Origin of the sequence: Promicromonospora sp. CA-289599 (genome assembly GCF_050936155.1) — a bacterium.
GTDB lineage: Bacteria > Actinomycetota > Actinomycetes > Actinomycetales > Cellulomonadaceae > Promicromonospora.
Window position 1 is genome coordinate 3,468,636 of the sequence record NZ_JBNJNI010000001.1, and the last position, 24,593, is coordinate 3,493,228.

At 70.5% G+C, this 24,593-nt stretch carries 23 protein-coding genes; 15 read left to right on the plus strand and 8 right to left on the minus strand.

Translation table 11 applies throughout. From position 1 onward, the window contains the following. The first annotated feature begins 26 nt into the window (after window positions 1-26). The 4 genes from ACQEVI_RS15435 to ACQEVI_RS15450 all read left to right on the plus strand — a co-directional run bounded on the left by ACQEVI_RS15435 (window position 27) and on the right by ACQEVI_RS15450 (window position 7,662). Window positions 27-491 carry a hemerythrin domain-containing protein gene (locus ACQEVI_RS15435; RefSeq protein WP_432900332.1) on the plus strand — a complete coding sequence of 155 codons (465 nt, stop codon included), beginning with the start codon at window positions 27-29 and terminating at the stop codon, window positions 489-491. Between the two features lie 278 nt (window positions 492-769). Next, entirely contained in the window at window positions 770-3,106 is a 2,337-nt protein-coding gene (locus ACQEVI_RS15440) for a LuxR C-terminal-related transcriptional regulator (RefSeq protein WP_432900333.1), read from the plus strand. A gap of 318 nt (window positions 3,107-3,424) precedes the next feature. Beyond that, window positions 3,425-6,160, plus strand: a complete 2,736-nt coding sequence (locus tag ACQEVI_RS15445) for a choice-of-anchor G family protein (protein ID WP_432900335.1) — start codon at window positions 3,425-3,427, stop codon at window positions 6,158-6,160. Between the two features lie 53 nt (window positions 6,161-6,213). Continuing rightward, complete coding sequence (locus ACQEVI_RS15450; RefSeq protein WP_432900337.1) at window positions 6,214-7,662, plus strand: copper amine oxidase; 1,449 nt, start codon at window positions 6,214-6,216, stop codon at window positions 7,660-7,662. Window positions 7,663-7,729: 67 nt separating this feature from the next. On the opposite strand, the gene ACQEVI_RS15455 is transcribed toward ACQEVI_RS15450, so the two are convergent. Both ACQEVI_RS15455 and ACQEVI_RS15460 read right to left on the minus strand, forming a co-directional pair. Then, entirely contained in the window at window positions 7,730-8,557 is an 828-nt protein-coding gene (locus ACQEVI_RS15455; RefSeq protein WP_432900339.1) for an NAD-dependent epimerase/dehydratase family protein, read from the minus strand. A 23-nt stretch (window positions 8,558-8,580) separates the two neighbouring features. Beyond that, entirely contained in the window at window positions 8,581-9,357 is a 777-nt protein-coding gene (locus ACQEVI_RS15460; RefSeq protein ID WP_432900341.1) for a class I SAM-dependent methyltransferase, read from the minus strand. Window positions 9,358-9,482: 125 nt separating this feature from the next. On the opposite strand from ACQEVI_RS15460, the gene ACQEVI_RS15465 reads away from it, so the two are divergent. The 3 genes from ACQEVI_RS15465 to ACQEVI_RS15475 are packed head-to-tail and all read left to right on the plus strand — an operon-like array spanning window position 9,483 to window position 12,578. Continuing rightward, complete coding sequence (locus ACQEVI_RS15465) at window positions 9,483-10,598, plus strand: hypothetical protein (protein ID WP_432900343.1); 1,116 nt, start codon at window positions 9,483-9,485, stop codon at window positions 10,596-10,598. Between the two features lie 50 nt (window positions 10,599-10,648). Further along, a complete protein-coding gene (locus ACQEVI_RS15470) occupies window positions 10,649-11,944 on the plus strand; it encodes a sensor histidine kinase (protein WP_432900345.1) in 1,296 nt (431 codons plus the stop codon). Continuing rightward, window positions 11,937-12,578, plus strand: coding sequence for a response regulator (locus ACQEVI_RS15475; protein WP_432900347.1), 642 nt, complete (start codon window positions 11,937-11,939; stop codon window positions 12,576-12,578). The genes ACQEVI_RS15470 and ACQEVI_RS15475 overlap by 8 nt, the downstream gene beginning before the upstream one ends. Before the next feature lie 32 nt (window positions 12,579-12,610). On the opposite strand, the gene ACQEVI_RS15480 is transcribed toward ACQEVI_RS15475, so the two are convergent. Beyond that, the gene (locus tag ACQEVI_RS15480) at window positions 12,611-13,084 is read right to left on the minus strand and encodes an N-acetyltransferase family protein (protein WP_432900349.1); all 474 of its coding nucleotides are present in this window, start codon (window positions 13,082-13,084) and stop codon (window positions 12,611-12,613) included. A gap of 180 nt (window positions 13,085-13,264) precedes the next feature. Here ACQEVI_RS15480 and ACQEVI_RS15485 point away from each other — a divergent pair, with 180 nt between their 5' ends. Beyond that, window positions 13,265-13,540 carry a hypothetical protein gene (locus tag ACQEVI_RS15485; protein ID WP_432900351.1) on the plus strand — a complete coding sequence of 92 codons (276 nt, stop codon included), beginning with the start codon at window positions 13,265-13,267 and terminating at the stop codon, window positions 13,538-13,540. Between the two features lie 40 nt (window positions 13,541-13,580). Here ACQEVI_RS15485 and ACQEVI_RS15490 read toward each other — a convergent pair whose 3' ends face one another. Together ACQEVI_RS15490 and ACQEVI_RS15495 are read right to left on the minus strand one after the other, a co-directional pair. Then, complete coding sequence (locus ACQEVI_RS15490) at window positions 13,581-14,063, minus strand: glutathione peroxidase (RefSeq protein ID WP_432900353.1); 483 nt, start codon at window positions 14,061-14,063, stop codon at window positions 13,581-13,583. A 39-nt stretch (window positions 14,064-14,102) separates the two neighbouring features. Next, window positions 14,103-15,416: a dicarboxylate/amino acid:cation symporter gene (locus tag ACQEVI_RS15495; RefSeq protein WP_432900355.1), complete on the minus strand. Its 1,314-nt coding sequence runs from the start codon at window positions 15,414-15,416 to the stop codon at window positions 14,103-14,105. 170 nt (window positions 15,417-15,586) lie between these two features. On the opposite strand from ACQEVI_RS15495, the gene ACQEVI_RS15500 reads away from it, so the two are divergent. From ACQEVI_RS15500 to rimI, 5 genes are read left to right on the plus strand one after another with little or no spacing between them, the layout of a single operon-like run. After that, window positions 15,587-16,633, plus strand: a complete 1,047-nt coding sequence (locus ACQEVI_RS15500) for a pseudouridine synthase (RefSeq protein ID WP_432900357.1) — start codon at window positions 15,587-15,589, stop codon at window positions 16,631-16,633. Between the two features lie 47 nt (window positions 16,634-16,680). Then, window positions 16,681-17,916 (plus strand): alanine racemase, encoded by a 1,236-nt coding sequence (alr, locus tag ACQEVI_RS15505; protein WP_432900359.1) that lies wholly within the window; start codon window positions 16,681-16,683, stop codon window positions 17,914-17,916. Further along, on the plus strand, window positions 17,913-18,485 hold the full coding sequence (tsaE, locus tag ACQEVI_RS15510) for a tRNA (adenosine(37)-N6)-threonylcarbamoyltransferase complex ATPase subunit type 1 TsaE (RefSeq protein WP_432900361.1): 573 nt from the start codon (window positions 17,913-17,915) through the stop codon (window positions 18,483-18,485). The genes alr and tsaE overlap by 4 nt, the downstream gene beginning before the upstream one ends. A gap of 26 nt (window positions 18,486-18,511) precedes the next feature. Continuing rightward, entirely contained in the window at window positions 18,512-19,297 is a 786-nt protein-coding gene (gene tsaB / locus ACQEVI_RS15515) for a tRNA (adenosine(37)-N6)-threonylcarbamoyltransferase complex dimerization subunit type 1 TsaB (RefSeq protein WP_432900363.1), read from the plus strand. Then, window positions 19,294-19,851 (plus strand): ribosomal protein S18-alanine N-acetyltransferase, encoded by a 558-nt coding sequence (gene rimI, locus ACQEVI_RS15520; protein WP_432900365.1) that lies wholly within the window; start codon window positions 19,294-19,296, stop codon window positions 19,849-19,851. Before tsaB ends, rimI begins: the two co-directional genes overlap by 4 nt. A 161-nt stretch (window positions 19,852-20,012) precedes the next feature. On the opposite strand, the gene ACQEVI_RS15525 is transcribed toward rimI, so the two are convergent. The 3 genes from ACQEVI_RS15525 to ACQEVI_RS15535 are packed head-to-tail and all read right to left on the minus strand — an operon-like array spanning window position 20,013 to window position 22,016. Beyond that, complete coding sequence (locus ACQEVI_RS15525; protein ID WP_432900367.1) at window positions 20,013-20,504, minus strand: hypothetical protein; 492 nt, start codon at window positions 20,502-20,504, stop codon at window positions 20,013-20,015. Then, complete coding sequence (locus ACQEVI_RS15530) at window positions 20,488-21,294, minus strand: SAR2788 family putative toxin (protein WP_432900369.1); 807 nt, start codon at window positions 21,292-21,294, stop codon at window positions 20,488-20,490. Before ACQEVI_RS15530 ends, ACQEVI_RS15525 begins: the two co-directional genes overlap by 17 nt. Then, entirely contained in the window at window positions 21,291-22,016 is a 726-nt protein-coding gene (locus tag ACQEVI_RS15535) for a S8 family serine peptidase (protein WP_432900371.1), read from the minus strand. The genes ACQEVI_RS15530 and ACQEVI_RS15535 overlap by 4 nt, the downstream gene beginning before the upstream one ends. A gap of 630 nt (window positions 22,017-22,646) precedes the next feature. On the opposite strand from ACQEVI_RS15535, the gene ACQEVI_RS15540 reads away from it, so the two are divergent. Together ACQEVI_RS15540 and ACQEVI_RS15545 are read left to right on the plus strand one after the other, a co-directional pair. After that, window positions 22,647-23,705, plus strand: a complete 1,059-nt coding sequence (locus ACQEVI_RS15540) for a Fic family protein (protein ID WP_432900373.1) — start codon at window positions 22,647-22,649, stop codon at window positions 23,703-23,705. 13 nt (window positions 23,706-23,718) lie between these two features. After that, the gene (locus ACQEVI_RS15545) at window positions 23,719-24,588 is read left to right on the plus strand and encodes a sulfurtransferase (RefSeq protein ID WP_432900375.1); all 870 of its coding nucleotides are present in this window, start codon (window positions 23,719-23,721) and stop codon (window positions 24,586-24,588) included. Window positions 24,589-24,593: the final 5 nt, after the last annotated feature.

Genomic DNA, 24,593 nt, shown 5'->3' on the forward strand with positions numbered 1-24,593 from the left:
GCGCTCCGCGGGCTAGGGTTGCGGCGATGAGTCAACGTGTCGTCGCCTGGGGCCAGGAGCTCCGTGAGGTCCACCGGCGGTTGCGGGACGCGCTCGCGGTGGCGCGGTCCGCGGTCGAGGACGGCGCGGAAGGACCAGCTGCGGCGAAGGAGCTGCAGCTCTACTGCGTGGGTTTCTGCGCGGCGCTGACCGGCCACCACCGCAGCGAGGACGCGACGCTGTTCGACGTGGTGCTGGCGGACCGGCCCGAGCTTGCGCCCGTCGTCGCAGACCTGAAGCGGGACCACTCGATGCTCGACCACCTCCTGGGCGAGCTGGAGCGCGCCGCCCTGTCGGGTGGTGCGCAGGACGAGCTGCTGCGGCACCTTGACGGCATCGAGGCCGTCATGGAGACGCACTTCCGGTACGAGGAGAAGAAGCTGGTCGACGTGCTCGACGGCACGGTGCGGTCCGACATGGGCAGACAAGAAATGCTCGGCCCCCTGGCGTGACGCCGGACCTCTGGAACAAGACATTCTGCTCTGAATTGCGGGCGCGAAGTCTCCCCTACCTGCCCGAGATCCGCCAGTAGAGCCGTAATATCCCGTACCACACGCTCATCCTGCACGATTCATCTCCTGTCATAGACTCCTGAGGCGCTACTGATAGACATTCATGTAAGTGGCGAATTGGGGTGTGCGTGCCATCAAGTAACGGGCCTTCCGTGGCAGTGCCTTCGGCAGTGCCGACGGTATGGACGAACCAGGTAGGCAGCAGGGGGAGGGACCTCGTGGTCCACGGGCGTGATCGAGAGCTGCGGGTCATCGGGCATTTCGCAACCGACCTGGACCCGACGGTCCTGGTCGTGCGCGGACTGAGCGGGATCGGCAAGACCTCGACGGTGCTCCACGCGCTGAAGCAGGTCGGCGCGGGATCGTCAGCGGTCCGCGTGGTACGGCCGTGCTCGTCCCGCCCGTCGGCGCACGACCTGGACAACAGCCGGCGGGTCGACCTGTCGGCCTGGTCCGTACCGGACGATCCGGAGGACGGCCCGGGCTTCGACGCGGCAGGGTTCCTGCGCGCGGTCTCGGTCTGGGCGGGCGACGGCGGCTCCGGGCCGCGCGTCCTCTTCGTCGACGACGTCGGGGTGCTCACCGCCGAGCGCGCGCGTTGGCTCCAGCACCTGGCGGACGAGGCGTACGGACAGGACTGGCGGGTGATCGCCGCGGTGCGGAGCATCGCGGTCGAGGCGCTCTCCGACGACGTCGAGGTGCTTGAGCTCGGCCCGCTCGACCGGATGTCCCTGCGCCGTGCGCTGGCGACGGAGATGAGCGCCCCGGTGGCGGCCGACGTCGTCGAGCACCTGCGCTGGTGGAGCGCCGGCAACCCGCGTCTCGCGCTCGAGCTCGCGGGTTCGCTGAGCGCCGCGGAGCTGCGCGGGGACGCCTCCTGGGCCGGACCCGAGACAGTAGGGTCGGCGGCCCGGCGCGCCTACCGCGCGATGCTTGCCGGGCTCGACCCGGCGACCATGACCGCGCTCGCGACCGCACCCCTCGGCGGCGCCTCGGCGGCGCGCCGGGACGGCCGCTCGAGCGTCCGGCACCCGTTACTGGCCCTGCTGTGCAAGGAGGTGCGGGGCGCGGACGGCCAGGTGGACGGCCGGGACGCCCTGGCGCCGGATCGCGACGTCACCGACGCCGGCGCGCTGCTGAGAATCCTCGACGGGCTGCACCTGGAGGAGCTGCCGGCGCGCGCGTGGGCGGCCGTGGCAGCTGCGCCCGACCCGCACCTGGCTGCGCGCGCCGTCGGGGTGTCGCTCATGACCGGTCGCGCCTGGCGCGACCATCTGGCCGGCTCGCTGGTGCCGGACGGGGTGGGCGCGGAATGGACCGACCATCTGTGGTGGCGCGACCTGACGGGTGTCAGTGCCGAGGCCCGCGCCGCGGGTGCACGGGTCGCCGAGGCGCTGCTGTGCCTCGAGGACTCGGGCGACCTGCCGGACCCCGGCGCGCTGCGGGCAGACCTGCGGCTGATCGGGCCGACGCCCGGCCAGGACTGGGTCGGCGTCGACATCCAGGTGCGCGCCCTCCTGACGTTGGGGGACGTGATCGGCGCACGCGGCCTCCTCGCCGACCACTCCGGCGCGACGCAGGACCGGGCGGTGGCGGAGGTCGTCGCGCGCGACCTCGCGGCGGCCCGGGTGGCCGCGTTCGACGGGCGCGCGGTCGATGTTCGCACGCATCTCGCGCACGCCACCGAGCTGCGCCCGTCCGTCGACACGTGGTTACCGGCCCGGGGCATGCGTGCCTCGGCGGACGCCGTCGTCGACGGGACCGTCCCTGGCAGCACGATGCCGGCGCAGGCGGGCAGCTGGTCGGCGCGGGTGCTCGGTGAGTACGCCGCCGACCTGGGCGCCGCCCACCTCGTCGTCGGACAGGCGGAGGGCGCGGTCGCGCTGCTGACCATCGCCCTCGAGCACTGCGCCTGGCCCTACCGGGGACGTGTGCAGGTGCGGTGCGACCTCGTGGAGTCGGTCATGGCTTCCACGCCGCCCGGCCGGGTGGGACCGCGAGCCCAGCGGCTGCTCGATCCGCCGGTGGCACCCGAGGAACGGTCGGCGCCCGACGTCGCTGCCGCCTACGCGAGGCTCGATGCGCTGCTGGCCGACGACGGTGTGCCGTCGGTGGCGTTCGAGACCGCGCTGCACGCTCCGTCCGCTCCCATGTCGCCGTGGCAGCGGGTCCGCATGCTCATCGCGTACGGCCGGTACGCGGTGACGCGTGGCGGTCGCGCCACCGGCAACGCGATGCTCGACGAGGCCAGGACGCTCGTGCGGCTGGCCGGGATGTCCGGCTGGCTGCGGGGTATCGACGTCTTCCTCGCGGAGGCCGACGCGAGCGGTGGTGCCGGCCCCGAGTGGGAGGTGCTCGGCACGCACGAGCGGGAGATGGTCAAGCTGGCGGTGCACGGCGCGACGAACTCGCAGATCGCTCAGGCGACCTTCGTGTCCGAGCGAACAGTCGTGAACCGGCTGCGCCGGGCCTACGCCACGCTCGGCATCCGGGACCGCAGGGACCTGGTGCGGCTCGCCGAGACCCGTCCGCCCGCTTGGCTTGCCGGTGGTTGACACGCGACCTGAACGCAAGGTTTTCACCTGCTGTTGGTAGGGTTTTTCACCCGGCATTTCGGACTTCCGTCACTTCTTTCCGCGGACCTGCATGTGGACGCCTTTATCGCGCCTCTTATCGATTCGAGCGCACGGTGAATTGCGTTGAGTTGCGTCAGCGCACGATTGCCGCTCCGCCTGGCAGGTCCCTGGGAATCACTGTTCTCTAAAGCCCGGGCACCGGTGTGTCATACGCCTCGCCCCAGCCGATTCCGGACGTGATCACGTACCGATCCGGACGCTTTCACTTGAAGCGTGTATATGGAGGAGTGAGTTCTCTTGAACCGAACGCAAGTACCGTCAGGTCGACGTCGGAAGGGCGGCGCCCCGTGGCGCCGGACCCTGGCGACGGCCGCGGCAACCGCAGTCGTGGTCACGGCCACCGGACTGCCTGCGGTCGCAGTGAACAACTACCCGGACGAGCCGTCCGAGGCCGCTGCGAGCGTCCTCGACTCGACGCTCTTCCAGGAGGCGCTGCTGGCTGCTGCTTACTCGCAGGCCGGCTCGGAGTCCAACCCCGGGCCGAACGAGGGCAACCTCAATGTTGAACTGCTCGGCTCCGAGCTCATCAAGCTCAATGACATCGAGGTTCGCCTCGACGAGATCCTTGACTACGGTCAGGCTGGCGCGCTCGCCAGCAAGAGCGAGGCGTCGTCCCCGGTCGACGCATACGCGGTGTCGGGCCTGCTCGGCGCGGACGGTGGCGTCCACCTGGACGGCGAGACCGAGGACTTCGGCAAGGCGTCCGTGGACGTCCTGTCCGTCGCGCGCCTGCTGGGCATCGACGGCCTCACCGACGAGATCGTGGACCAGCTCCTGATCGAGGCCGGCGCGGCCGCGGCCGAGGTCAAGGCCGAGAACGGCGTCATCCTGGACCAGGACGGCGTGGGTGGCCTCGGCCAGTACCGCGTTGCCGACCTGGACCTGTTCCTGCACTCCCCGGTTATCGAGGACGCTGCCTCGTCGATCTACGACATCGGCGGCACCATCGACACGACCGTCGAGGACCTCATCAACGAGAACCTTGACGACAGCGCCCTGACCGGCCTGTTCGACGCGGTCCCGGGTGTTCCGACGCCCTCGATCACCGTCGACAGCAACATGCAGGAGAACCTGTTCCAGTCCGTCGTGGGCGAGCCGATCACCTCGGCGAACCAGCTCATCACGATCGACCTGTCGACCGGTCAGCTGGAGATCCACCTCGACAAGCTCGTCGACAGCCCGGAAGGGAACGAGGAGGGCCTCAACGGCCTCCCGGCGAACACCGAGCTCATCGACGACACGACCTACCCGCTGATCGCGGAGACCGTGCACGAGCTGATGCAGGAAGTCACCCGCATCCTCATCGGTGCGATCGAGGACTCGCTGAACTCCGTCACGATCAACATCGCCTTCTACGAGGAGGGCGCCCTCGGCACCCTCGACGTCTCGTGGTCGCTGCCCCTGGTGGACGCCGTGAACGGCGACTTCCCCGAGGCAGTCAACAACAGCACGGGCACCATGGCACCGGTCGCAACGGTCCTGGTCAACACCATCAACACGGTCGGCCCGGCGCTCGCGCCGATCCTGGCCCCGGTGTACGACCTGCTGATCAGCGACGAGGGTGACAACATCTTCGAGCTGCTGATCAACGACCTCAAGACGGACTCGATCACGGCCCCGATCCGCGAGCTGCTCTCGCCGGTCTTCGATGTCCTGTCCCAGGTCCTCTCGATCACGATCAACCGTCAGGTGACCGAGACCGCTGACTCGGTGGCCCCGACCGCTACGGCGGACGAGGTCGTCACGTCGCTCGACCTGAACGCGCTGAGCATCGCGCTGCTGCCGGGGGAGAACGAGCTCGCTCGGATCAACCTGGGCAACGCCGCCGTACGCATCACGCCCGACGACGGCGGACCTGGCGACATCGACCCGTCGCTGTCGGTCGACCCTGCCGTTGTCGCGCCTGGCCAGTCCACGATCACGACGGGTGAGGGCTACACGCCCGACTCGACCGCGACCGTTCAGCTGACCGACCCCGAGGGCAACCCCGTGGGCGACGCCATCCCGGTCGACACCGACTCGGACGGTTCCTTCACCGTCGCGGTTCCGGTTCCGGCTGACGCCGAGCTCGGCGTCTACCCGGTCGTGGGCACGGACGACACCACCGGTGAGGCCGCTGAGGCCCCGCTGGCAGTGGTCGCCGGCTCCGACATCTGCGCCATGGACCCGACGCTGACCGTCGAGCCGGGTGCTGTCTACCCGGGCGACACCGTCTCCGTGGTCGGCCAGGGCTTCCCGGCCGGCGTCCCGGTCGCCGTGCAGCTGCGCGACGCCGAGGGCAACCCGGTCGGCGACGCGGTCATGGTCACCCCGGACGAGGCCTGTGGCTTCATCACGGACCTGACCGTTCCTGAGGACGCAGAGCCCGGCGACCACGTCGTCGAGGCCGTTCCTGAGGACGGCAGCGAGGGTGCCGAGGCGCCGCTCGAGATCCTGGAGCCGGGCACGAACCCCCCGGGTGACTGCACGAACCCGACCATCGTTGCCGACCCGGCAGTGGTCGAGGCCGGCGACGAGGTCATGGTCACCGGTTCGGGCTTCCCGGCCGGCTCCACGGTCATCGTTCAGCTCAAGGACACGCAGGGCAACGACATCGGTGACCCCGTCACCGTGACCGTCGGCGACGACTGCGGCTTCGAGACCCCGATCACGGTTCCCGAGGGGACCCCGCCGGGCGTCATCATCGTCGACGCTCAGCCGGAGGACGGCGGCGAGGGCGCGCAGACGCCGATCACCGTCGTGGCCGACAACAGCGGCTCCGGCAACGGTGACGGCAACGGTGATGGTTCGGGTACGGGCGCCGGTAACGGCGACGGCGGCCTTGCCAACACCGGTGCGAACGTGGCGGTCCTGATCGCCGCCATGGTGCTGCTGCTCGGCGCCGGTGCGGTCATGATCAAGCGTCGCCGCGAGATCAGCCAGGCCTTCGCCACCGCGATGGGCCGGATGTCGGGCGACAAGCCTGCCGTCTGATGAGCTGAGTCTCTGACGCAGTAGCAGGTGTCTGACGCAGTAAGACCGGCCCGGTGCGACGTCGTCGCACCGGGCCGGTCCTGTTCCCGAACGGCCCGCTGACGGGCCGTGTGCCCGAGATCCAAGGGGGAGTCGTGTCCGAGCTGTCGCCGAGACGAGGGGTGATTCCGGCAGTCGTCGCAGCAACGGCGATCGTGGCGCTCGTCGTGGCTGCGATCCTGGTCGTGGAGCACGCGTTACCCGCCGCGCCTGCCCCGCTGACGGAAGAGAACACGGCGTCGGGCGGTGCGGACCTGAGGTGCCCGGAGAACGAGCCGATCACACAGGAGCTGCTCAGCCGTTCGACGTGGAGCATGTGCTGGCGGGTGGACTCCAGCCGCGGGCTGGTGCTCGAGGACGTCCACTTCGCTCCGGCGGGCCAGAAGCCGGTGCAGGTGCTGGCCGAGCTGTCCATCGGGCAGCTCGAGGTGCCGTACGACACCGGCCTGCGCAACACCGAGGACATCACCACGCAGGGCTTCGGCGGCCCCCAGATGATGACGCTCACCACGACCGAGTGCCTGGGTGAGCGTCTCCAGACGTACCTGCCGAAGGTCGGCGACGGTTCGCTGGGCGGGGGCGGCGAGAAGCGTTCGGTGCTCTGCCAGGAAGTGGTCGACGGCGGCATCGCGTACCGCAGCGGCGAGGGCGCCGGGGCCGAGGTGGCACGGCGCACCGAGCTGCGGCTCGCGACCGTGTCGAAGGTCGGCTGGTACGAGTACGTCAGCCAGTACACGTTCGGCAGCGACGGGACCATCCGGTCCGACCTGGGCGCCACGGGCGACCTCTCACCGGAGGACTACGGCGACGACCCGGCCCACGGCTGGCCGGTCGGCCCCGGAGACACCGACTACGCCACCAGCCACTCGCACAACGCGGTGTGGCGGGTGCACTGGGCGCTCGGCGGGCAGGGCGAGCAGGCGGTCGAGCAGTACGACGCCGCACCGACGGGCGAGCAAGGGCCGCGGGCACCGCTCGTCGAGGGCAAGCTCACCAGGATCACGCACGAGGGAACAGCGGAGGCGGCGGACCGCCGCTGGTGGCGCGTCGTGAACCCCGACGTGCTCAACGAGGACGGGCACGAGATCTCGTACCAGGTGGACCTCGGCGCGACGACGCCGTTCGAGCTCACCCAGGACCACCATCACGACGACGCCGACGATGCCGGGTACGCGATCGCGTTCACCGAGGCCGACGACTGCCAGCTGTTCGCCTCGGCGAACAAGGAGGGCACGTGCGGGTCCGGCGTGCTCGACTTCGCGCAGGACGAGGCGGAGCTGTCCGACGTCGTCACATGGGTCGCCGTCGGCTTCCACCACGTCGCGCGCGACGAGGACCAGAGCCCGATGGAGATGCACTGGCAGGGCTTCACCCTGACGCCGCGTGACCTGACGGCCCAGCGGATCGACCCGCCGTCGGCCCGCCAGGACGTGAACGGGAAGCCTGCCGAGTCGCACCACTGACCCGGTCAGGAGGCCACGTAGCGGTCCTCTGCCGCGTAGTCGAAGCGGCCGTCGAAGAACGGATGGTTCAGCGCGCGCTGCTCGTCGGCCGTGCGGACCAGCCAGTCGACCGCCTCGCGGACCGTCGTGGCATGGTCGCCCGCCGGCCGGTAGCCGAGCGACTCGGCCGCTGACATGTCGAGCACGATCGGGTTCGGTGCGCTCCAGGGTGTGCGTCCGAGGTCGGCCGGTCCGCCACCGTCTCGACGAGGCGGGCCAGGTTGGCAGCGGCCGTGGGGTGGTCGACGCCGCGACCGCCGTCGGCCAGGAGCAGTACCCGACGACGGTCGAGAACACGCCGCACGAAGACCCACTCCCGTGCCGGCACGGCACCTGCACCGTGGATCTTGGACGCACGGACCACTGTCACGGGGTGCCCGGAGTCGAGGAGCACCCGCTCGGCGGCGACCTTGTTCGCGCCGTATCCCTCGGCGGAGTCGTACGCGCCGCTCTCGTCGGGCGGCAGGGTGCGCTGTTCCTCCCGGACGGCCCCGTCGAACTTCGGCTTGACCGGCGAGTTGACGTGATTGCCGTCGCCGTCGATGTAGACGGCCTTGCTGGAGAGCATGACCACCGATCCGACGTCCGGCAGGACCGGAAGCAGGCCGCGAGCGTTCGCGGCCGTGAAGCAGAGGCAGTCCACGAGCAGGTCGGCACCGGAGCCGACGAGCCGTGCGGTCGCCTCGGCGTCGGACCGCTCGACCGGGTGGAACGATGCACCGGCAGCAGCCAGATCCTGGGGCATCCTGTTCGGGTCCCGCCCGGTCAGGTCGACCCGCCAACCTGCGTCAACGAGGCGACGCGTAACAGCCCGCCCCACCAGTCCGGTCCCACCGAGGATCACTGCTCTGCGCATCGGCCGATCCTAGACGTCTCCCCTCACGCCTTCCGTGCCTCGACCAGCGTGCGCCGGCTGTGGCAGACGAACGAGCCGCGTTCCGCGATGTGGTCGCGCAGTGCGCGCAGCCGCTCGTCATATTTCTCCACCGAGAAGTCGGGCACCGTCCACAGGACCTTGCGCAGGAAGTGCACCACCGCCGCCAGGTCGAAGAACTCGACCCGGGTGAGCGCGTCCTGGAGCCGCACCACGTCGAGCCCGACGGCGCCCACCTGCGCGCGCACGTCGTCCAGATACTCGGCGTCCCGGTTCTCCTGGGGACCCATCAGGAACTCGTACAGGGCCCGGTTGGAGCCCGCTCCGACCTCCTGGACCAGGACCGTGCCGCCCGGCGCCAGCACGCGGGCGGCCTCCGCATAGGGGAACGAGACCGGATGGCGGGCCGTGACCAGGCCGAACCTGGAGTCGTCGAAGGGGAGCGGGGCCGCTGAGTCCTCGACCAGGGTCACGACACCGTCGAACGGTTCGAGCCTGGCCGAGGCGAGCGCGTGGTTGGGCGCCCAGCCCTCGGTGGCCCGCACCGTGGCGGGCACGTGTTCCGCCAGCCCCAGCGCCTCCGCGAACACCTCGCCGCCGCCGGTGTCGACGTCGAGCACCGAGTCGACCCGGCCCAGCCGCTCGCCGCGGAGCCGCACGAAGCCCCAGCCGGGTCGCTCCTCGGTGGCCCGGCCCGCGAACCAGGAGAAGTCCCAGCCGTCGGTGGGTACGGCCAGCCCTTCGGCCAGCTCCTCGTCGAACGTCACACCGTCGCGCGTCATACCGGCGAACGTATCCCCGCGTATCCCCCGGCCACCAGCCGATATCCCCCGGTCGGGGGAGGGGGAGGGCACCTCGTGGACGGGAGTGTGAAGGCATACCGCACGACCGACCGGAAGGAACCGTCATGGAACGCCTGCCCCGCGCCACGCTCATCGGCGCCACCATCGCGAGCGGCGTCACCGCGCTGCTCGGCCTGTCCTGGCTGCTCGGCCTCTCGCCGAACGTCTACGCGGACCCCGCCACCGCGCTCCTGGCCCGGCTCGCCGGACAGGAAACCGCGACCATCGTGCACGTCGTCACGGCGCTGTCGGGTGTCGCGGGCGGGATCGCCGCGCTCGCCGGCGTCCTGGGCGTGCGTGGCCGGGTCTCGGCAGCAGTGCTGCAGCTCGTCGTGTTCGGCGTGGTGCTGCAGGGCGGCGGCCCGCTGTCCACGATGGGCTACCTCGTCGCGATGGCGATGCCGCTGGCCGTCGTGGTCCTGCTCGTCCAGGTGGTGCGCCGGTGCCGGGTCGCCCGCTGGACGGTCGGCGTACCAGGCCTGGCCCTGCTCGTCGTCGGCGGGTTCCTGGCACGGGACGCCCTCGCCGGGATCGTGCGCATGCTGGGCGCCGGCCTGTACGAGAACCGCGCAGGCCTCCTGCTCACCCTGCTGGTGCTCGCCGCCGGGACCCTGTGGGCCGCCGCCGGGGTGCAGGCCCTGGCGGGCACGCCGGTCCTGGAGCGCACCACGGACTGGGTGTTGCGGCACCGTAAGGCCATCACGATCGTCGCCGCCACCGGACCGCTCCCGTACGCCCTGGTGCGGCTCACCTGGCTCACCCCGTGGCCGCAGCTCGGGTTCGACCTGGACCTGTCCACACGGATCTGGGGGCTGGCGCTGTCCAGCGGCGCCTGGCTCGGCGTCTTCCTCACGCTCGGCCTGATCCGCCCCTGGGGCGAGGTGTTCCCCCGCTGGATGCCGGGCCTCGCAGGCCGTCGTGTACCGATCGCCGCGGCCGCAGTGCCCGGCGGGCTGATCGCGGTCACGCTGATCTTCTCGATCGTCCCCATGCTGGTCATGTTCGGCGGACAGACTCTGGTCCAGGGCATCGCCGGCGCGCTCACCTTCCCGTGCTGGTACTGGGGGCCGACCCTGGCGCTCGCCGTCTGGGGCTACGTGGCCCACCGGACCCGGTCCGAGCGCAGTACCCCGGCGCTCGACGCCGGGACGCCGGCCAGGGAACAGCTCCCGGCCGTCTGACGCGGCGCGTGGCCTGGCGGGCGGACCCGAGGACCGGAGAGGATGACGGCATGCAGGCGACGAGGCGGCAGCTCACCGGGGATCGTGCCCGGTATCGCGCCGGAGATCTCACGCGGTATCTCGCCCGGCGGTTCGCCTGGCAGATGCTGGGCGGGGCGATCGGGCTGGCCCTGGTGCTGCTCGTCTACAGCCTGCTGAACATCGTCGCCGAAGGGCTTCCCGCCTGGTTGGTGGCGGTCGCGACGGTCGCGGCCGCCATCGGGCTCGGGCTGGTGCCCGGCGCACGGGAGCTGGAGGTCACCGCGGCCCGCGCCCTGCTTGACGTGGACGACGAGCTGGTGGTCCCAGCCCGGCCCCGCGCCGCGCACCGGCTCCGGACGGCGGCCTGGGTGGCGGGACATCTCGCCTCGGGTCTGCTCGTGGCGGCCGGCCTGTTCGCGGGCATCCCGATGGCGGTACTGATCGGCGCTGAGGCCGTCGCCGGGGAGGCGTTGCGCTCAGGGGACTCGTTCTACACCGGGCTGCCCCTGCCGACCGGGCCGGTGTCGCTCGCACTGCGGCTGGTCCTGTGCGCCGCCCTCGCCCTGCTGGCGCTGATCGCTACCTGGCCGCTGGGCGCCGCCGCCGCGGCGCTCGCCGGCCGGGTGCTCGGGCCCACGCCGCACGACCGCATGGAGACGGCGCTCGCCCGGGCTCGCCGCGAGGCGGAGCACACCCGCCTGGCGCGCGAGCTGCACGACGGGATAGGCCATGCGCTGACCGTCGTCAGCGTCCAGGCGGCAGCCGGCCGTCGAGTGGTCGCGGTCAACCCCGACGCGGCGGCCGACGCCCTGGCCGCCATCGAGGAGACCGCACGGTCGGCGCTCGCCGAGCTCGACCAGCTGCTGGCGGTCCTCCGCGACGACGCCGACGACGACGCGCCGGTCGCGCTCACCCCCGCCCTGGACGACGTCGTGTCGGCGCACCGCCGTGCCGGGCTCGACCTGAGCGCTCACCTCGACCTGCCCGCCGGGCTGCCCGCCCTCCTCGGCCGGACCGTGCAGCGCATCGTCACGGAGGCGCTCACCAACGCCCACCGGCACGGTGCTCCCGGCCCTGTACTGCTCACCGTGGGGCACGGCGGTGACGAGGTGCGGATCGAGGTGGTGAACCCGGTTCGCCCCGGCTCGCGTCCCGGCAGGCGCTCGACCGGGGGGCGCGGCCTGTCGGGTATCCGGGAGCGCGTCGCCCTGTTCGGCGGAACCGTCCACGCGGGGCCGGACGGCGACCGGTGGACATTTCGTGCGACGCTGCCCTGCGCACCCCGGGCAGCCGCCGGGGCCGACCGGAAGGATCCAGATGCCTGACACCCAGGTCCGGGTGCTCGTCGCCGACGACGAACCGCTCGTCCGCAGCGGCCTGCGCCTCATCCTCGACGCCGAGCCCGACATCGAGGTCGTCGGCGAGGCCGGCGACGGCGCCCAGGCGGTCGAGCTGGCGCGTGCGCTGCGGCCCGACGTCGTCTGCATGGACGTACGGATGCCGGGTGTGGACGGGCTGCGCGCGACGGAGCTGGTGCTGCGGCTGCCGGAGCCGCCCCGCGTGCTCGTGGTGACGACGTTCGAGCACGACGGCTACGTGCTCGACGCGCTGACGGTCGGGGCGTCCGGGTTTCTGCTCAAGCGGGCGGGCGCCGACGAGATGGTGCAGGCGGTCCGGACGGTCGCCGTCGGGCAGAGCCTGCTGTATCCACAGGCACTCCGTGACCTGATCCGTACCCGTCCGCGTGCGACGGCCGGTGCGCCGGTGCTGACGCCGCGCGAGCGGGAGGTGCTGGGGCTGGTGGCGCAGGGCATGACGAACGCGGAGATCGCCGCCGCGCTGGTGGTCGGGGTCGAGACGGTGCGCACGCACGTGGCGTCGGTCCTCGCCAAGCTGCAGGCCCGGGACCGTACGCAGGCGGTGGTGCTCGGGTACCGAGCAGGGCTCGTCGACCTGTAGTCGTTCCTGAGGCCGTGCAACCGGTCCGGGAGTCAGCCCCGGGGGAGGGCCATCTCGACCTCGTCCGGGAACGGCGCGTACTCCGCCGCCTTGGTGCGTCCGGTACGGCGCCAGCCGAGGTGCTCGTAGAAGCCGATGGCCTGGTCGTTGTCGACGAGGCACCACAGGCGCGGGTCGCTCATCTCGGCGACCGCGGCGTCCATGGCCGCCCGCGCGAGCCCGGAGCCCCAGCGGGCCGGGTGCACCGCCAGGTGCCGCAGCAGCCGCCCGTCGTGGGCGACGAAGCAGGCCAGCCGGGAGCTGTCCACGTCGTCGTCCAGGACGAGCACGCGGACGCCGGGCTCGGCGAGCGCGGCCTCCCACTTGGCCCGCACCTCGTCGGACGGGAACGGGTACATGTGCGGCGGGAAGATGTGGCCCAGTGCCGCGATGCCGGCGGCGCGCTCGACGTCGAGGAGCCCCTGCGCGTCCTCGGGCGTGGCCTGCCGAAAGCGGGTCTGGTCCATGGCCAACAGCGTATGCCCCGCCTGAGCCGCGGGCACCACCGTCGAGATTTGCGGAGGGCCGCGATCGACCGGGCGGCCCACCTGGCTGAAAGATCGGCTGCAACATTTCCCGGAAGTGCTGTGACCTTCGCGCGGTTCGAGCGTCAAGGCTGCATGACAGATACAGCATTCAGTGCAGTGATGTCCCGCCTGACGGCGCTCGACACGCTCTCGCTACGAGTGAGTCAGGACTGGCTCGCGTTCGGCCTGGACCGGGTCGACGTGCTGGTCATCGACATCCTGACGGTCAGCGAGCTCACGGCCATGCCGCTGGTGAGCAAGCACAGGCTGATCGCCGAGGAGACCGACCCCGGAAGGGAGCTTGGCCTGACGAGGGTGTGGACCGGCTGGCTCGGCGACGCCTCGGACGTCGTTCCGGTCGCCATGCGGCTCACGCTCGCCCCCAGTGAGGACTGAGGAGAAGGGGGCCGCCGCCTCGGCGGCGGCCTCCTGAGCCTCAGCGCGGCAGGTGTGCCTCGATCTCGCCGACGATCGCCGGGTCGTCCGGCAGCGTCTTCGGCGAGTAGCGGCGCACGTCGCCACCGGGCAGGACCAGGAACTTCTCGAAGTTCCACCGGATCTTGCCCGAGTGTCCCTCGGCGTCCTCCGCCTTCTTGAGCTCGACGTACAGCGGGTGAGCGTTCCGCCCGTTCAGCCGGATCTTGTCGAGCACGGGGAACGTGACGCCGTACGTCATGGAGCAGAACTCGGCGATCTTGTCGTTCGAGCTCAGCTCCTGCAGGAACTGGTTGCTGGGGAAGCCCAGCACCGTGAAGCCCCGGTCCTGGTACTTCTTCTGCAGTTCCTCCAGGGTCGCGTACTGCGGCGCCAGACCGCATCGCGAGGCCACGTTCACGACCAGCACCACGTCGTTCTTGTGCTCGGCCAGCGAGATCTCGGTGCCGTCCATCGTGTGGAAGGGGATGTCGTAGAGGTCCATTCCCGCATCGTCCATCTTTGTTGCACTCACTGCAAGGTTTCAGGCGGGCTGGTTCGCCGGAGTCGCTGTGGTGTTGGACTCATCGGCGTCCGGCTCGTTCTCGTCGGCGGAGGCGTCGCTCTCCGCGACCGTCTTCCGCTCGTCGTAGACGTCGCGGTCGATCTCGCCGGAGGCGTTCGCGACGAGCATCGCGACGAGCGTGTCGCCGTTGACGTTGAGGAACGTCCGGAAGATGCCCGTGAACCAGTCCACCGCGATGAGCAGCCCCACTGCCTCGAACGGGAGGCCGAGCGACGTCGCGAGGAACATCGCGACCACCGGGAAGCCACCTGGGACCGTGATGGTGCCCATGTTGAGGAGCACGGCGAGCGCCATGCCGAGGACGAGCTGTCCCGGCGACAGGGTGACGTCGCCGGCCTGGGCGAGGAACATCACGACGATCATGTAGTTGAGGACGGCTCCGTAGGAGCCCATGGTCAGGCCTACCGACAGGGTGAAGCTCGCGACGCGCTTGCTGATGCCGACCTTCTCGACGGCGTTGCGCAGCACCGTCGGGTAGGTGACCGCGGAGCTCGTCGTCGTGACCGCTATCGCCGTCTGCTCCGCGAGCTTGCGCGGCAGGCGCCACGGGCTCAGCCGCGTGCGCAGCGAGACGACGGCGACGAACAGGACGAAGAGAACGACCACGCCGAGCAGCGTCGTGCCGAGGTAGCTCAGTGCGGTCGTCACGACGGCGAACCCGACGTCTCCCGCGAGCGCCGCGAGCAGGCAGAACACTCCGACGGGCGCGATGTACATGACGAATCGGATCATCGTGAGGACGATCTGCTGGAGCTGGTCGAAGAAGCCGAGCACGAGCCGGTTGCCGGTCCGGGCGATGTACGCGTTGAGGGCGGCGCCGAACAGGAGCGAGAAGACGATGATCGGCACCATGGTCGCCGTCGACATGGCCTCGAAGATGTTGGTCGAGACGAAGCCGAGGACGGTGTCCTGCCAGCTCGTCGGCTCGGGTGGGGTGAGTGCGGGGTCGAGCTTGCCGTCGAACACCATCCCGGCTCCGGGGCGCAGGAGGCCGCTCAGGCCCCAGGCGAGCAGTGCGGCGACGACGGAGAAGGAGATCATCCAGCCGAAGGTCCTGGCTGCGAGCCCGCCGGCGCCCTTGCCGCTCATGGATCCCGTCGCGACGATCACCGAGGCCATCACGAGCGGCACTATCGACATCTGGATGAGCCGGATGAAGAGGTCGCCGACGAACTTCAGGTTGCTCGCCCACTCGCCGGCGAGGAGCCCGAAGGCGATTCCGGCGACGGCGGCGATGCCGATCTGCAGGGCGGGGTGCTTCAGGGCCTTCACGGTTCCTCCGGTGTCATGTGCCGCACGACCGCGCGGCTCTGCTGCGAAACTAGGCGGGCGCCGTTAGGCCGGTGAGGACTGCGCGTTGCATTCCTGTTTCAACTTCGACGGGTTCTGGCACAAATGTTTCGGGATGATGACCGCAGGTCGTGCGGGGTTAGGTTGACGGCGTGAGCCACCCGCCCTCCGGCACCGGACGCAGGCCCGGACCCAGCAAGCACCGACCGCCGCTGCCGGTGCGGGACGGGCTCAACCCGACCCGGATCGTGCTGCCGCACGATCCGGAGGTGGTCGCGCGGTTCCCGTTCGCGCTCGACTACCTCCTGGACCGGTTCCGCGACGACGAGGTGCGCCTGCGCGAGAAGCTGGGCCTGGGCGAGATCGTCACCGGCAGCGGGGAGCCGCTCACCCCGACGACCCCGTACGCGCCGCGCGGCTTTCTCTACCTGTACCGCGACCCGCCCGCGCACGAGGACAAGATCCCCTTCGAGCCGGAGGTGCTGTACCGCGACGAGAACCTGCTCGTCGTCGACAAGCCCCACTTCCTCGCGACGATGCCGCGCGGGCGGTGGATCCGGGAGACCGCCCTGGTCCGGCTTCGGGTCGCCCTGGACCTGCCGGAGCTCTCGCCGGCGCACCGGCTCGACCGCGGCACCGCGGGCGTGCTGGTCCTCACCGTGCGGCCGGAGGTGCGCGGCCCGTACCAGGAGGCGTTCGCCCGCCGCGAGGTGCGCAAGGTCTACGAGGCGGTGGCACCGCTCGCTCCGTCGGACGGCGCTCCGCCCGACGCCGCACTGGTCGCCCGGGGTGAGCCCGTCACGCTGCGCAGCCGCATGGTGAAGCGGCGCGGCGTCACCAGGGCCGAGGAGGTGTCCGGCGAGCCGAACGCCGAGTCCCTGATCGCCCTCTCTGCGGCCTCCGATGCACGTGGCCTGGGTCTCTACCGCCTGGAGCCGCACACCGGCAAGACCCACCAGCTCAGGCTGCACATGGCGTCGCTCGGGCTGCCGATCCTGCACGACCCGTTCTGGCCCGAGCTCCGCGAGTCCGAACCCGATGACTTCGACCGGCCGCTGCAGCTCCTGTCCCGGTCGCTCGAGCTCACCGACCCGCTGTCCGGGCGGCTCCGCCGCTTCGAGTCGCGGCGCACGCTCAGCGAGTGGACCTGTCAGACACCCCCGGACGTGTCAGACGCTCAGGTCACCCGAGTGACCTGAGCGTCTGACACGTCCGGGGGCGTCTGACAGGTGCAAGAATCTTCTGGATGAGCACCGCCCCCGACCACCCCGCCCGCGCCGTCGTCGACCTGGACGCGATCCGCGACAACGTGCGCGCCCTGCGGACGACCGCCCCGACCGCGCAGGTCATGGCAGTCGTCAAGGCGGACGCGTACGGGCACGGGCTCGCGCCGGCGGCCCGTGCGGCACTCGCCGGCGGTGCCACCTGGCTCGGTACGGCACACGCCGCGGAGGCGCTGACGGTCCGCGCCGTCGTCGGACCCGGGGCGCGGATCCTCACCTGGCTCTACGCACCCGGCGCCCCGTTCGCGGACCTGATCAGGAACGACGTCGACATCGCTGTCGCCGCCGCCTGGGCACTGGACGAGGTGGCCGACGGCGCCCGCGCCACCGGCCGGACCGCGCGCGTTCACCTCAAGGTCGACACCGGGCTTGGCCGCAACGGGATCATGCCGGAGGACCTGCCGGCGGTGCTCGACCGGGCAGCGACGCTGCAGGCCGAGGGATCGCTCGCGATCATTGGGCTCATGTCGCACTTCGCGCTCGCGGACGAGCCCGACCACCCCTCGGTGAAGATGCAGACCCACGCCTTCGAGGACGCGATCAGGGCGGCCGAGGAGGCCGGGATGCCCATCGAGGTGCGGCACATCGCCAACTCCGCGGCGACCCTCACGAACCCGTCCGCCCACTACGACCTGGTGCGCGCGGGCATCGCCGTCTACGGGCTGTCGCCCGTGCCGCACCTCGGCGCGCCCGGCGACTACGGCCTGCGCCCGGCGATGACGCTCGAGGCCCGGCTCGCCACGGTCAAACGCGTGCCGGCGGGCCACGGCGTCTCGTACGGCCACTTCTACACCACCACGCAGGACACGGTGCTCGGCGTCGTCCCGCTCGGGTACGGAGACGGGATCCCCCGGCACGCCTCGGGCGGCTCGCTCGGCCCCGGCGGCCCCGTCCTGGTGGGCGGCGGCGTCGACGACGTCGCGGCACCCGACACCGGGCTCGGCACCGCCCGCGTGCTCCGGATCGCCGGCCGGGTGTGCATGGACCAGGTGCTCCTCGACCTCGGTCCCTACGCACCCGAACAGGCAGGGGACGTCGTCACCCTGTTCGGAGCCTCGGACGGGCTCGCCCGCGCCGGCGCACCCAACGCGGAGGACTGGGCACAGGCCGCCGGAACCATCAGCTACGAGATCGTCACGCGCCTCGGGGCGCGTGTGCCCCGCGTGTACGCGGGAACCGCAGGAAGGGAGACCGCGTGAGCGGGGCAACAGGAGGACAGAGCGACATCACGACGTCGGAGGCGGTGACGCTGGAGCTGCCCGACGCCGACTCGACACGGGCACTGGGCGCGGCCCTCGCCAGGCAGCTCCGCGCAGGGGACCTGGTGATCCTCACGGGCGACCTCGGCGCCGGGAAGACCACCCTCACCCAGGGGATCGGCGCCACCCTGCACGTACGCGGCCAGGTCGCCTCGCCCACGTTCATCGTGGCGCGTGAGCACCCGGCGCTGCCGCGGGAGGACGGGACGCGCGGCCCCGGCCTGGTGCACGTCGACGCCTACCGGCTCGGCGGGCTGAGCGAGCTCGACGCCCTCGACCTCGACTCGTCCCTCGGGGACTCCGTGACGGTGGTGGAGTGGGGGCGCGGCCTGGCCGAGGCGCTCGCGGACGACCGGCTCGAGATCGACCTGGAGCGCCCGCGCGGTGCGCCGTCGTTCGACCCCGGCGTGACCGCGGAGGAGGACCCGGAGGCGGGGACGCGCAAGGTGACGATCCGCGCCGTCGGGCAGCGCTGGGCCGGAATCGACCTGGGTGCCCTGCTGAGCTGACGCGCCCGGGTCGGTACCCTGGTCATGTGGCCGTTCTTGCTCTCGATACCTCAGCAGCCGTCGCCGTCTCCCTCGTCGATGAGGACGGCGCGCGCCTCGCGTCCCGGACCTCGGACGAGCGGCGGCGGCACGCCGAGTCGCTCGCGCCCCTGATCGAGGAGGTCCTCGCCGAGGCGGGGGTCGAGCCCAGCGGCCTGACCGCCGTCGTCGCAGGTACGGGGCCCGCTCCCTTCACCGGCCTGCGGGTCGGGCTGGTGACCGCGCGCACGCTCGCGCTGACCATCGGCGTTCCCGTGCTGGGCGTGCCCAGCCTCGACGCGCTGGCCGTGCAGGCCGTCAGCGACCTCGGGCTGCGGCCGGGCACGGAGATCCTCGCGACCTCCGACGCGCGCCGCAAGGAGGTCTACTGGGCCCGGTACCGCGTGATCTCGCACGAGGGCCCGCACGGGGTCCCGGTGGTGGAACGCCTGGCCGGGCCGGACGTCGACCGGGCGGGCTTCGTCGCACAGGCGCAGCTCGCCGCACCCGAGTCGGCGGACGGGCAGCTGCCCGTCGTGGTCGGCGAGGGGGCGATGCTCTACCCGGAGTTCCTGCCCGTGGCCGACGACGCGCCGCTCGTGCCCGACGCGACCGTCCTGGCCCGGCTGGCGCTCGTGCGCCGTGCGGCGGGCGAGGAGCAACCGTCCGAGCCCCTGTATCTCCGGCGTCCGGACGTGCACGAGCCGGCGCGGGTCTCGACAGGCTCGGCCATCGGTTCGGGCTCGACCGCAGAGGCGGCCACGGCCGCTGGCTCAGACGGGGGAGTCGCATGATCACCGAGGTGCGGCTCCGTCCGCTGCGGAACGCCGACTTCGACCGCGTGCTGGAGCTGGAGCGCCAGCTCTTCGGCCGGGGCGCCTGGACCTACGGGATGCTCGCCGACGAGCTCGCCGGCCTCGGCCGCTGGTACATCGTGGCCGAGCCGGAGCGGCTCGACCGGGCCGGGAACCAGCCCGTCGTCGGCTACGCGGGCCTGTGGTTCGACGGCGACGTCACGCAGGTCATGACCATCGGCGTCGACCCGGCCGTGCAGCGGCACGGGGTCGGCCGGCAGCTCCTGACCGCGCTGATCGAGCGCTCCCGCAAGGTCAAGGCCGGGGCGGTGCTGCTGGAGGTGCGGGTCGACAACGTGCCGGCCATCGAGATGTACCGGGAGTTCGGGTTCGAGGTCCTCGGCGTGCGCAAGCGCTACTACCAGCCCGAGGACATCGACGCGTACACGATGCGCCTGGACCTGGCGGCCCCCGCGGACGCGAACGCTCCTACGGACGCCCCGGTGGAGAGCCCCGCGGACGCCCCGGACGACAAGGCGGGGGACGCGGCCTGAGGCTGCCGTCGACCACGGAGCGCGGACGCCGCTGCCCGTCGTTCACGAGGCTGGCTCCCATTCAGCAGGCGCGAGACGGCCGTTATCAGGCGGGTTGTGGCTCTGCCTGCACCTGCTGAACGTGGGTCAGCTGCCAGCCGCTCTACCGGGTGGCAGTTCCGTCAGGGGTTTTGTAGGTTCTCGATCGCTTCTGCCTGGACAGCCGCGACGGCTCGATTCACATCCCGCAGGACGGGAGCGAGTGCCTCGAGCCGGTCGGCGAGCTCAGGAGCGACCTCTGCGTCGGGACCCTCGGTGAAGACGCGCAGCCCGGTGAGCTTGTCGGCCATGGCCGCGGTGACGCGTTCGAGGCTTTCGAGGATGATCCGAGCGGCTATGCCGTAGGAGTGCTCGATGTCGACGAGGCTCAACAGATGCAGGTCGGCGACCTGTCCGGCGACCTCCATCTGCTCGAACGGCCCGAGCTGCCCCAGCCAGGCCCGCAGGAAGCGTGACCCGGCGTCGCCGTGCTCGTCGAGGAAGTCCTCGTCCAGCGCCTCCAAGACGTCGCGCAACGGCAGCGACGACGCAGCACGCAAAGCGTCGGCCTGCGTCTGGGCCCCTGCGGTGACGAGTTCGCGCAGTTGGACGTGGACGCTACTTGACCCAGCCATTGGACACCTTCCCTGTGCTCTTCGAGTAAGTGACCTCGATTGTCTTGCCCTTGTGCTTCCACACCGCGACCATCGCCTTGCCGGATGACCCGTAGGCTTTGTGCGACCCTTCCGCCATCGCCCGGCCCATGAGGTCGGCGACCTGTTCACGGCTCTTGGCTCCGACCGAGCCCCACTTGTGCTTCGGCGCCATGATGTGCGTCCACTTGGCCTTGCTGATGCTGTTCAGCAGGTAGGACTTCACGGCCTTCTTAATCTGCTGCTTGCCGTACCACTTAATGATGTGCTTGATCCCGAACCGGGCCAAGATCCCGAGCAGGACGAGGACGGGCACAGCCTGCTGCTGCGCCATGGTCGTGTTGATCGTCAAGGTCTCACCGGTCTCCGCGACCCGCAAGGTGGCGACGAAGTCTTCGCCGCCCATGGGCATGAAGCTTTCGACGACGAGATCGGCCCGGTAGTGCTCGCCGTCGACATGGGTGTCGATCTCTACGACCGTGGGATGCACCGCACCGTCGGTGTCCTGTTCGACGGATACCTTGACCTTGCCGGTGACACCCGCAGCGTCCTCGATGGTGGTTTCGACGTCACCGTCGGCGAGGAGCCGTGACTCGACGCCTGCTTCGCTTTCGAAGGTGTCGACGAGTGTGGAAGTGGTCAGTTCGTCGTCCTGCAGGGCCGTATCGGAATCGGTAGCAGCCGCCGTCGTTGCGCCGAGGCCGAGCATGAGGGCGACGGTCACGGTTCCAGCGATGGCCGTTTCGATCCCGGCGCGGATCGGGGATGTCATCTATTTCTCTCCTTGTTGTGCGATAGGCACTCCAGGACGGGCACGGGCCCATCCGGGAAGGGCACTGAGGTTCTGGTACCCAGGTCTGTGTCGTCCTCCGGTACGAATGGGGTGCAGCAGCTAACGATCTGCCCTGCCGCGATGCCGGTAGCGATGGAGGTGCCGCTGACTGTCTCGTACCCGCCGCCGGACGATGGTGCGAGCACGTCCATTCCGTCAGCCGCGATATCCGCATCTCGCCCATTTGCCAGCGAGGCCGGGCTGCCCCGGCCGTCATGGCCGGTCACGCCGATGACGCGGTCGTAGGCGGCTGGGTACGCGTCGAAGGAGCCGATCCCATTGCCGGTTGCCGCGACAACGCGGACATCGTGCTCGATGGCCACTGCAACTGCCTGACGAAGTTCTACATCGTCGTGTTCGAGAGCCAGGGCGATCACCACGGTGTCCGCCTCCTGCTCGACCGACCAGTCGATCCCCTGTGCGATCGCCTGCGCGGTGGCATGCCCGTCCGCGTCTGCCACGACGACGTCCATCAGCTGCGCACCGGTTCCGGCTCCGCCGGGGAACTTACCGGTCTTGTGTCCGACGAGGACGCCGGCCACTTGTGTGCCGTGGGCAGCGTCGCCGGGAATGACCCCCGGAACCACCCACCGCTGCGAGACCGTTCCCTTTAGCGCTGGGTGGCTGTCGTCGATGCCGCCGTCCAGGACAGCGACCCGCACGTCGTCAAGCGGTGCGCACGCCGAAGGGGGCGTGAGCCGGGGAGGGGGAGAGCACGCCGAGAGGGCGATCGCGATGAACAATGGGACCGCGACACGCCATATCGGACGCGACAAGCGTCGCGTCACGGCCAGCGTGACCGGGGCTGAGAAGCGGCTCATTCTTGCAGGACCTCAAGCTGGACAAGGAAATTTTTCTGGTGTGGTAGTTCTGTTACACCTCATCCGGCGTAAGGGGCTCATCGTAGTAGAAATTTTGCACCCTCGCTGAAACCGTTTTTGTTGCTGTGCTCCTTGGAGTCGACTCTCGCTGAGTGTCGAACACTGTCGGTAGCACAGATTCAGGTTGACGACGAGGAGTTCCGGTTCGAGATCGTCGGGGTGCCCAAGCGGCACTTCCAACCGAAGAACGTGGACGGGCTCACGATGCGGCTCCGCCTCGCCGCGATCGAGGACGCTCCTGCGGAAGCCCCGGTGGAGAGTCCTGCGGATCGCCCGGTCGGCAGCCCCGTGGCGCGCTCCCGGCGGCAAGGCGGCGGTCTTGGCCTGAGGCTAGCGAAACTACTCGAACCTGCTAAACGTACTAATATGAGCCCTGGAATAGTACGTTTAGCAGGTTCGCTAGGAGGTTTTATGCGCTCGTTCATAGATCTTGACGAGCTTATAGGGCGCGTACCATTTGACATCGTCCACGACCTGAGGGTGATCGACACCGGCCGCGGAAGCGAGGCGCTGTATCGCGACAAGCTCCCCGCTCTGCTGACGAGCCTCGCGCAGCGTGCACGTGTGGCCAGCATCGAAGCCTCCTCTGCGATCGAAGGCATCGTGGTCGAGAGTCGCGAGCGTGCGGACGAGATCTTGAGCGGGGAGCCGATGGTTCTCCGGGATCGCAGCGAACAGGAGCTAGCTGGCTACCGGGCTGTGCTGGACTACCTCTACCAGGAGGATTGGCGTCCGCTGAACACGGGACTCGTCCTGCACCTGCACAGGCTCCTCTTCGCGTTCACGGACGTGCCCGGCGGCGGGTTCAAGACCTCGGAGAACGTCGTCGTCGACAGGCTTCCGGATGGAACCCAGGTGAAGAGATTCACCACGGTCGCCGCAGCGAGGACACCTCAGTTCGTGGACGAGCTCGTACGAAGGTACTCAGTGGCGATTCGGGAGGACCGACATCATCCCGTTCTCCTCGTGGGGCTCTTTGCGTTGGACCTGTTGACGATTCACCCCTTCCTCGACGGCAACGGACGGATTGCACGTGCTCTGACGAACGCCCTGCTGGAGGACAGCGGTTACGAGGTGACGCGCTACGTGTCGCTGGAGTCGTCGATCGCGGGATCCGCTGACCAGTACTACGACGCGCTTCAAGGTTCGACGAGGGGTTGGCACGAGGGCGACCATGAGCCGTGGCACTGGCTCCGGTATTTCGTGCGCGTAGTGCGAGGCACTTACAACGAGTTCCAGCGTGTGACGGACACAGCCCGCGTTGCGGGGAGCAAGAAGGAACGCGTTCAGCTGTACGTCCGGGACCACGCTCCGGCGTCGTTCAGGATGGCCGACATTCGGGCCTCGCTGCCGGGTGTCAGTGATGCAACGATCAGAAACGCGCTGGAGACACTGCGAGAGGACGGGATCGTCGAGGTCGACGGCACCGGACGCAACGCGGCCTGGAACCGGCTCGGCAGCCGACGATGAGAGGTATTGCAACATGAGGGAACGAGTTCTGGTCGACGCTGAGAGCCTGGCGGCCGACCTGCAGATCGGCGGGGGAACGGACCCGGTGGCGGGACGGCCGGTCGTGCTCGACGTCCGGTGGGCGCTCGGCATGGCCGACGGCCATGACCAGTACCGCGCCGGGCACATTCCCGGCGCCGTGTACGTGGACCTGGAGACCGAGCTGGCCGCGCACGCGTCGCCGGCCGCGGGACGGCACCCGCTGCCCTCCGCGTCGGGATTCCAGCAGGCCGCGCGCAGCTGGGGTGTCTCGGGCGGCTCGCGCGTCGTCGTCTACGACTCAGTGGGCGGGACGTCCGCGGCCCGTGCCTGGTGGCTGCTGCGCTACTTCGGCGTGGCCGGTGTACGCATCCTGGACGGCGGCCTCGCCGCCTGGACCGCGGAGGGCCTCGCCCTCGAACCGGGGGACGTGACCGCCGAGCCGGGCGACGTCGTCGTACGACCGGGTGGGATGCCCGTGCTGGACGCGGACGAGGCAGCCGCCCTGGCCGACGGCGAGGGCCTGCTCCTGGACGCACGCGCCGCCGAGCGCTACCGCGGCGAGGTGGAGCCCGTGGACCCGCAGGCGGGGCACATTCCCGGCGCGGTCAGCGCACCGACCACCGAGAACCTGCGTGCGGACGGGCGCTTCCTGTCGACGGCGGAGCTGAAGCGGCGGTTCGGGGACCTGGGGGTCTCGACGGGCTCGGCCAACGGTGGGGTCGGCGTCTACTGCGGCTCCGGTGTCACGGCGTCGCACCAGGTGGCAGCGCTCGCCGTCGCCGGCGTGGACGCCGCGCTGTACCCGGGCTCCTGGTCCCAGTGGTCCAACGACCCGGCGCGGGAGGTGGCGACCGGCGCCTAGCCGGC